At 55.7% G+C, this 8,635-nt stretch carries 4 protein-coding genes and 1 pseudogene; 4 read left to right on the forward strand and 1 reads right to left on the reverse strand.

Going from position 1 to position 8,635, the window contains the following annotated elements; translation table 11 throughout:
• The first annotated feature begins 13 nt into the window (after positions 1-13).
• The 4 genes and pseudogenes from ASE07_RS13290 to ASE07_RS13305 all read left to right on the forward strand — a co-directional run bounded on the left by ASE07_RS13290 (position 14) and on the right by ASE07_RS13305 (position 6,774).
• Positions 14-2,959: a DNA primase gene (locus ASE07_RS13290; RefSeq protein WP_057291317.1), complete on the forward strand. Its 2,946-nt coding sequence runs from the start codon at positions 14-16 to the stop codon at positions 2,957-2,959.
• Positions 2,956-4,155: a tyrosine-type recombinase/integrase gene (locus tag ASE07_RS13295; RefSeq protein WP_057291318.1), complete on the forward strand. Its 1,200-nt coding sequence runs from the start codon at positions 2,956-2,958 to the stop codon at positions 4,153-4,155. The genes ASE07_RS13290 and ASE07_RS13295 overlap by 4 nt, the downstream gene beginning before the upstream one ends.
• Before the next feature lie 107 nt (positions 4,156-4,262).
• Positions 4,263-4,628: pseudogene (locus ASE07_RS13300) on the forward strand (DUF4214 domain-containing protein); the annotation flags it as partial.
• Between the two features lie 112 nt (positions 4,629-4,740).
• Positions 4,741-6,774, forward strand: coding sequence for a beta strand repeat-containing protein (locus ASE07_RS13305; RefSeq protein WP_156396610.1), 2,034 nt, complete (start codon positions 4,741-4,743; stop codon positions 6,772-6,774).
• A gap of 234 nt (positions 6,775-7,008) precedes the next feature.
• On the opposite strand, the gene ASE07_RS13310 is transcribed toward ASE07_RS13305, so the two are convergent.
• Entirely contained in the window at positions 7,009-8,553 is a 1,545-nt protein-coding gene (locus tag ASE07_RS13310; protein ID WP_057291321.1) for an IS1182 family transposase, read from the reverse strand.
• Positions 8,554-8,635: the final 82 nt, after the last annotated feature.

The following is an 8,635-nucleotide window of genomic DNA, read 5'->3' on the forward strand; positions in this document are numbered from 1 at the left end:
GAAAGTCGGATTTATGCCCCGCATTCCGGATGCAACCCTTGAGCGGCTAAAAAATGAAATCCCGGTCCAGCGTCTGGTGGAATCGGCTGGCATTGAACTGAGGAAATCCGGCAAGGACCTGATCGGCGCCTGCCCATTCCACGATGACGGCGAACCGAGTCTGGTCGTGACGACCACCAAGAACCTGTGGCATTGCTTCGGTTGCCAGTGCGGAGGAGGGCCGATCGACTGGGTGATGAAACACCAGGACGTGACCTTCCGTCGGGCGATCGAATTGCTGGAAGCCGACCCTTCTTTAGCCGCTCAAGCTGTTGAACCGCTAAAGAAGGGCCGCGAGCAGGCAACCCCAGTTGCACTCGATGCCGACGACCAGGATCTGTTGCGCCAGACGGTCGCCTACTATCACGAGACATTGAAAGCCAGTCCGGAAGCACAGGCGTACCTGAAAACACGCGGCCTCGACCATCCAGAACTGATCGACCGCTTCCAGCTCGGCTATGCCAACCGCACGCTTGGCGTGCAGTTGCCAGAGAGGACGCGACGTGCCGGCGCCGAGATCCGCAGCCGTCTGGAAAACCTGGGCCTGTACCGGGAAACCGGACATGAACACTTCAACGGCAGCGTCATCGTGCCGATCTTCGGGGAGACAGGCAACGTCACCGAGCTTTACGGTCGCAAGATCCGCAGCGATCTGCGCAAGGGAACGCCGCTGCACCTGTATTTGCCGGGACCGCATCGCGGGGTCTGGAATGCCGATGCACTGCACGCTTCCAAGGAAGTCATCCTGTGCGAAGCGCTGATTGATGCAATGACCTTCTGGTGTGCCGGGTTCCGCAACGTCACTGCAGCGTATGGTATCGAGGGATTTACCGATGACCATGTTGCCATGTTCGAGGCCTGCGGCACCGAGCGCGTGCTGATTGCCTATGACAATGACGAGGCTGGCAACCGTGCTGCCGGTAAACTGGCCGAACGCCTGCAGGCGCTGGGCATCGGCTGCTACCGCATCCAGTTCCCGCATGGGATGGACGCCAACGAATATGCATTGAAAGTGACACCAGCTTCCCACTCGCTGGACCTGCTGGTGCGCAATGCCGGATGGATGGGGCAGGGCGAAGCACCGGTACGCATGGCATTGCCTGCAATGGTCACTGCACCGCCTGCGCCGGCACTGCCGGCTCCAGCTCCGACCGTGCAGGTGCACAGCAATGAAGTGCTGCTGTCCTTCGGACAGCGGCAATACCGCATCCGCGGTATGGAGCGTAACCAGAGCGATGACGTGCTGAAAGTGAATGTGCGCGTGTCGGCCAATGAAGCGTTCCACGTTGACACACTGGACCTGTACAACGCGCGTGCACGGCAGGGATTCATCGCTTTAGCTGCCAGTGAATTGGGCGAGCCGGAAGGCACGATCAAGGCCGACTTGGGCCGCGTGCTGAACCAGCTCGAATCCCAGAAAACAAGCCAGGCAGCACCAGAGAGCACCGAGCCGGAAGCAGCACCGATGGACGCCGCCGAGCGCGAAGCGGCCATGTCCCTGCTGATGGCACCTGACCTGTTGCAACGGATCACCGATGACTTCGACGCGTGCGGGATCGTCGGAGAGACGACCAACAAACTGGTTGGTTACCTTGCCGCGACCAGCCGCCGCCTCGATGCGCCGCTGGCCGTGGTCGTGCAGTCGTCCAGTGCTGCCGGCAAGAGTTCGTTGATGGATGCGGTGCTGGCAATGATGCCTGACGAAGAACGGGTCAAATACAGTGCGATGACCGGGCAGAGCCTGTTCTACATGGGCGAAACCAACCTGAAACACAAGATCCTTGCGATCGTGGAAGAAGAGGGCGCAAGCCGCGCCAGCTATGCATTGAAACTGCTGCAGTCGGAAGGAGAGCTGACGATTGCTTCGACCGGCAGCGATCCGCAAGCCGGTCATCTGGTCACCAAGGAATACCGTGTCGAAGGCCCGGTGATGATGTTCCTGACGACGACGGCGATCGACATTGATGAAGAGTTGATGAACCGCTGCCTGATTCTGACCGTCAATGAAGGCCGGGAGCAGACCCGCGCCATCCATCGCCTGCAGCGGGAAAAGAGAACGCTGCAGGGACTGGTCCGGAAAGAAAACAAGCAGCGCATCCTGACCCTGCATCGCAATGCGCAGCGCCTGTTGAAACCGTTGGCGGTGGTCAATCCGTATGCCGATCGCCTGACCTTCCTGGACGACCGCACCCGCACACGACGCGATCATGAAAAGTATTTGACGCTGATCGACACGATTGCCTTGCTCCACCAGTATCAAAGAACGGTAAAAACCGTGTCCGCCGGCAGTCAGCAAATTGCCTATATAGAAGTAACGCTGGAAGATATTGCAACGGCGAACCGTTTAGCCAATGAAGTGCTGGGCCGAAGCCTCGATGAGTTGCCGCCGCAGACACGCCGCGTGCTCGATGCATTGCACGGCATGGTCGAGTACGAGGCACAAACCAGTTGCATCCCCAGACAGCAAGTACGCTTCACGCGCAGCGACGTGCGCCGCGCCGCCAGCCTGTCGGACACCCAATGCCGAATCCATGTGGAGCGCCTGATTGCAATGGAATACATCCTGGTCCACCGGGGCGCACGCGGCCAGTCGTTCGAGTACGAATTGCTGTATGACGGGCAGGGCAGCAATGGTGCGCCGTTCGTACCCGGCCTGATCGACATGGACAGTTTGGAAAAACCTGCAACTACGACCGCAACCTCGCGGGGGGTACAGCAGGGGTTCGCGGGGTCATCGCGGCCCCATCACGGTAGCAGCGCGGCCCCTTCGCGCACCGTGCAAACAGCCGCCATGCCAGAGCCATCAAGGGATGCCGCTGAGCCCAAGAACGCTGATGCAAAAACACGCGCATACCGGTCTGCGAATAACGCGCCGTCGTACTTGCATGCCGCCGTTCCTTTAGCTGCTGTCGGACGATGAAAGCGTTGCTGACCCAGGCACTGCTGGAGCGGGTTCGCCGTGCGGGAAAGCGCTCGGAAATCTGGGACACCCATGTGACCAACTTCTACCTGCAGGTGCGTGAGAGCGGGTCGGCATCGTTTTACATTCGCTATACGCAACCTGACACCAATACGCGCAGGAGCCTGTTGATCGGTGACGGCGCGGTGCTGTCGGTGATCGATGCACGCGCCAAGGCAAAGAAGCTGCTGGCACAGGTAGCGATCGGTGAAGATCCGGGCAATCAGAAGAAGCAGTTGAAGGAATGCCCGACGCTCGAAGAAGTGGTCAACGATTACTACCTGCCCTACAAGGCGCAGAAGACCTCGTGCCGCAATGATGCAACCATCTTCCGCATGCATGTGCTGCCCTATATCGGCAAGAAGAAGCTGCATGCGATCACACCAAGCGAGCTGGCCGACTGCCAGATGCGCGTACTGCAAAGGGGCTGTGTACCAGCGACCGCTAACCGGCCTGTCGTACTGACCAAGCACTTGTACAACCTCAGTATCAAGATCTGGCACTTGCCGGGTGTGACGAGGAATCCGGCAGAGGAAATCCCGCTGTTGAAAGAGAACAGTGTGCGGCAAACGTTCCTCTCTGATGAGCAGGTGATACAGCTCCTTGACGCGTGCAAGGCACAGAAAAAGTGCCCGACACTGTGGCCGATCGTGGCCTTCCTGCTGTTGACCGGCGCTCGTCGGCGCAACGTGCTTGATGCCCGCTGGAGCGAGATCGACGAGCATGCAGCGCAATGGAATATCCCGCGTACCAAGTCCGGAAAAGCCCAATCGATTCCACTGTCTGAGCAGGCATTGCTGCTGCTGAGGTCACTGCCAACCCGAGGCAAGAACGAATACGTGTTCCCCAATCCGAAGACCCGCCTGCCGTTCAAGAACATCTATAACCGATGGGACCAGGCACGCAGGCGTGTGGGCATGGGCCATGTACGCATGCACGACTTGCGGCATACGTTTGCGTCACTGTTGATCAATGCAGGCTACAGCCTGTTCGTGGTGCAGAAAGCCCTTGGACACCACAGCCCGCAGATGACGATGCGCTACGCGCATCTGGCTGATAAGGAATTGAAGGACGCAGCACGCAAGGTCGGCAGTGTCATCGGCCATGCAATGGGCATGATGCCCAATACCGAGGCCAGCTCGGATACTCCGAACTAACAGCGAAGCCCATCATTCACTTCAAAGTCTGCCGGCACGCCGCAGGCCCCTCTACATGATAAAGATCGATGTGAAAACAGCGTCTTAAGAGCAAAAACAGGGCGCCCACTCAAATGCGTACTGATGTTGCAAACCTGTACGTTTCCCTGTTCGGCCGCGCTCCTGAGCGTGACGGTCTGGGCTACTGGGTTCAGCAAATGGACGCAGGTCAGACAATCGCTGAAGTTGCTCAGTCGATGTACGACACAGCACCAGCACGTGCAACTTACCCGACATACCTGACCAACGAAGAAATCGTTGGCCGTTTCTACAGCAACGTCCTCGGCCGTACCGCTGACGCAGAAGGCCTGGCTTTCTGGACAGCCAAGCTGAACGAAGGCGCATCCAAGGGTGCCCTGATCGCACGCTGCTGCCCTGGCTTCCAAGGCACTGCTGGCAAACAAGGTAACAGTTGGCCTGTACTACGCTGTTGACCTCGGCGGCAATGACGTTGCCAAGGCATCGACTGTTCTGCAGAATGTTACTTCCGAAGCCGCTTCGGTTGAAACTGCTAAGACAGCTGCTGCAAACGGTGCTGGTTCGACATTGAACCTGACTGCTGGTACTGATTCGCTGGTTGGTACAGCTGGCAATGACCTGTTTATCGCTGGTGACCTGGCTACTGGTACAACATGGAATGTTGGTGACGCTGTTAACGGCGGCGCTGGTTCCGATACACTGAACGTTATCAGCGGCGCTGCTGTTAGCGTGCCGACCGGTGCAAGCCTGACAAGCGTTGAAACTGTTAGCATCACTAGTGGTGCGACAGGTTCCAATGTCAACGGTGCATCCTGGACTGGCGTTGAGAAACTGAACGTTACTGCTCCTGCTGCTGTTACTGTAACTGGCGCCGCAACAACTGCAGTTTCTGTTACTAACGCGGCTCTAGCTGCCGCAGCTGTTACCGTCAATGGTGGTTCGACCGTTGCTGTCAACACAACAAGCACAGGTACAGGCAGCACAGTAGGTATTGGTGCTACAACTGCAGCTGCTGGCGCAGTGACTGTCAACACTACAACCAGCATGGCTGATACCGTTGGTGCAACTACTGCAACTGGTACAGCTGTTACCGTAACAGGTGGCACTTCTGTCACAGTCAACAACACTTTGACTGCATCCACATCGGATGACGTAGGCGACGTCCTGACAGGTGGCGCAGTAATCGTCAACGGCAATGCAAGCACAACATCCGTTTCTGTTACTCAGACCGCTGCTGCTGCTCGTGTTACAACTGGCACGACTAAGGCTGCTGTCGCTAACGGTGCTGTGACAGTTACCGACGTAAATGCAACTTCCGCAACAGCTGCTGGCACAATCGCAAGCGTTAAGCTGGAAAACTTTGGTGCTGGCTCAATCGATTCAAGCGCACTGACCACTGTTGACCTGGTTGGTACTGCTACATCGCTGAACATTGGTCGCGGTAACCTGACTGCAGTTCCGACAGCGAACACACTGACACTGAACGTTGCTGGTGTGACAATGACTGGTGCGTTGACCGATACAGAAGCTACTGCTGACGACGGCTTCACCACTCTGAACATCGTTTCGAGCGGCACTGCATCGACAATCGCTAGCTTGGCTTCGACCGACCTGACCACAATCAACATGTCCGGTACGTCCAACGTGACTTTTACTGCAAACACTACAGCTGCTTTGACAACTGTTGCTGTTACAGGCACAGGCGGTCTGACACTTGGTACTGCAATCGGTGCAAACGCAACCTTCACTGGTGGCGCTGGCAACGACGGTGTTGTTCTGTCGAACGCATTCACCAAAGCCATCACTATGGGTGCCGGTGCTGACACTGTTACTTACAATGGTGCAGCTTCAGTCGTAGCTGGTCTGGTTGGCTCGGTTGACGCTGGCGAAGGCGTTGACACCATCAAGATGACTGCTGCTCAAGCTGATGCAGCTGATGGAACTGCTGCTTTCAACACAGCATTCAAGGGCTTTGAAGTTCTGGATGTGGCAACAGGTGCAACTGCTACTACCATCAACCTCGCAGGTATCAACGCTGTAAATAGCGTCGTTACACGTGGAGTGGCAGCTGCAAACACCCTGACTATTGACGGCTTCACATCTGGTGGTTCCTTGACTTTGGACGCAGCAGCTGGCGATGCAGCATCTAGCCGTGTAACTGCTAACGTTACCAACGCCGTGTTGACCCCAGCTGACACATTCAATGTCACGCTGAAGAACAGCACTGCTGGTGTTGTATCTTTCGGCGCAGTTGAACTCGCTGGTATCGAGACAGTCAACATCACAACACAAGATGCTGGTCTGCTGACAAACGTTGCTGCAACAATTGACGCAGCAGTGCTGGTTGCTGTTGACGCTACGAAGGTTGTGGTTGCTGGTAACAACGGTCTGAATCTGACTAACACAGGCAACGTCAAAGTAACAACGTTTGATGCATCCGGTGTAATTGGTAACGATGCAACTGATACTGCCGCTAACCTGGCTGTGACCTTCGCATCTGCAAACACTACCGCTACAGCTAACGAGGATGTGCAAAAAGTCGGTTTTCAAGCGATATACTGCATGTCCCACGTTCAGCCATGCTTCCAATTTCTTGCATAGGTTTAGATAATCAAAGTNAGGCGATGTTTCCCGCATCAGGCAAATCAATATTATTGGCAACAAGGCTAAACTCTCTTTGTACTTATAACGAGGATGTGCAAAAAGTCGGTTTTCAAGCGATATACTGCATGTCCCACGTTCAGCCATGCTTCCAATTTCTTGCATAGGTTTAGATAATCAAAGTGTCGACCATACGGCTAAAAATGGCAAGATCAGAGCCTTGTTGCCCTTCTTTTACCTTGCATACCCATGATGCGCCAGCTTTTCAATATTGTGCACCATGCAGTACAGCTTCCACTGCGTGTCTACCTTGCGCTGACCGCGTAAAGTGAAGCGATCCAGCCTCTTGTTGTAGCGCAGGTTGCCGAACACCGGTTCGACGGTGGCAATCCGCCTCCCGTAAGCGGCTCGCCCTTCCGTAGTATCGATTTTCAGTTTCATCGAATCAGTATGCTTCAATGGTGAGGTCTGATTCTTCCTGAAGATGGCAACCTGCCTGACTTTGGTTGTATCCGGTTTGCGCAGGCACTGTTGACGCAGGTTACATGGCATACAAGCGCTTTTGGCGCCGACGAATTTCCGATAGATTCTCCCGTTGGCGATGTTGTTTATCCCATTGCTATACAGCTTCTTGCCAGCCGGGCAAATGCACGTATTCGTTACAGGGTCATAGTGGAAGTCGGTCGGCTTAAACTTTCCACTGCTCAGCGCTTTAGAGATGGGCTTCTTGTTGGCCAGCGGATCTGGCTTGTTCTTGTGCTTTGCTTGTTCTTTGAACCGCTCGTCTCGCTTACGCATGAGCCCATCGGCAATCAATGCCGGGATGCCCTTGTCATGCAACTGTTTCAGGTTCGCTTCGCTATGGTATCCGGCATCGGCAGTCATTACTGTGCGTTTGTTCGCAAACGGTTGGGCATGTTCGATCATCGGCAACAGCAGGCTTTGCTCCGATCCCGAGCCATGCGCTTGGGCAGCCACGATGATTTGGCATGCTGCGTCGACGGTAGCAGCCCCGGTATAGCCTTGTATCACACCTTTACCTGTAGCCATCTTGGCGCTGTCATTGTCAGTGACATTGCTCTTGCGCTCGGGACCCTTGCCGGACTCATCGCCTGTCCGTTTGCGGTGAGTCCGCAAAAATTCACGGATCGACTGCGCTTCGGTCTGCAAGACATGAATGCGCTCTTGCTCTGCCTTGCGCTGCGCCGCCACCTGCTCCTCCTGGCTGTGCTTATCCAGTTGACGGTGTGCCTTGATCATTTGCCTGACACGGCGCTCTATAGCATCAGCCTGGTGAGCAAGTTCGGCGTGCGTGCCGCTGCGCGCCTTGCTGGCATTGCTCGGCAGTTTGACGCCATCAATGGCAAACATGTCGCGCCCAATCAATCCCCGGCGATCGCAGATAAGAATGACTTCGGTGAAGATGTTGGCTATCTGATCCCCCAGATGACGAATGAAGGATGCGATAGTGGTATAGGCAGGTTGCGTGTCGCCGGAGATAGCCATGAACAGCACGTTCTCACGACACGCCCGCTCAATGGCACGACTGCTGATGATCCCGCGAGAGTAGGCCAATAACACGATTTTAAGCAGGACCGACGGGTCGTACGCCGGTGCCCCGGTTACATCGTTGATATACCTGGCAGCCAGTGGAGTAAGGTCAAACTCGGTATCGATCAGCACATTTAGTGCATGTTCGAATGTGCCTGGTTGGATTTGCTGTTCGAGGACTATGGGAAGAAAGCGCGGGTTCATGTCGACCGGTTTGAAGCGTGCCATCGTAGCCCCTTCATCGTAGATGTCACTTACTCAGACAGCATAGATGCCGATTCGTTTACACCTTTTTGCACAGCCTCAACGT

Source organism: Noviherbaspirillum sp. Root189, from assembly GCF_001428545.1.
Lineage (GTDB): Bacteria > Pseudomonadota > Gammaproteobacteria > Burkholderiales > Burkholderiaceae_D > Noviherbaspirillum.

What these genes read in the sequence shown, in the direction of transcription:
- ASE07_RS13290 (WP_057291317.1), top strand. Translation starts at nt 14, where the DNA reads ATGCCCCGCATTCCGGATGCAACCCTTGAGCGGCTAAAAAATGAAATC.
- ASE07_RS13295 (WP_057291318.1), top strand. Translation starts at nt 2,956, where the DNA reads ATGAAAGCGTTGCTGACCCAGGCACTGCTGGAGCGGGTTCGCCGTGCG.
- ASE07_RS13310 (WP_057291321.1), bottom strand. Translation starts at nt 8,553, where the DNA reads ATGGCACGCTTCAAACCGGTCGACATGAACCCGCGCTTTCTTCCCATA.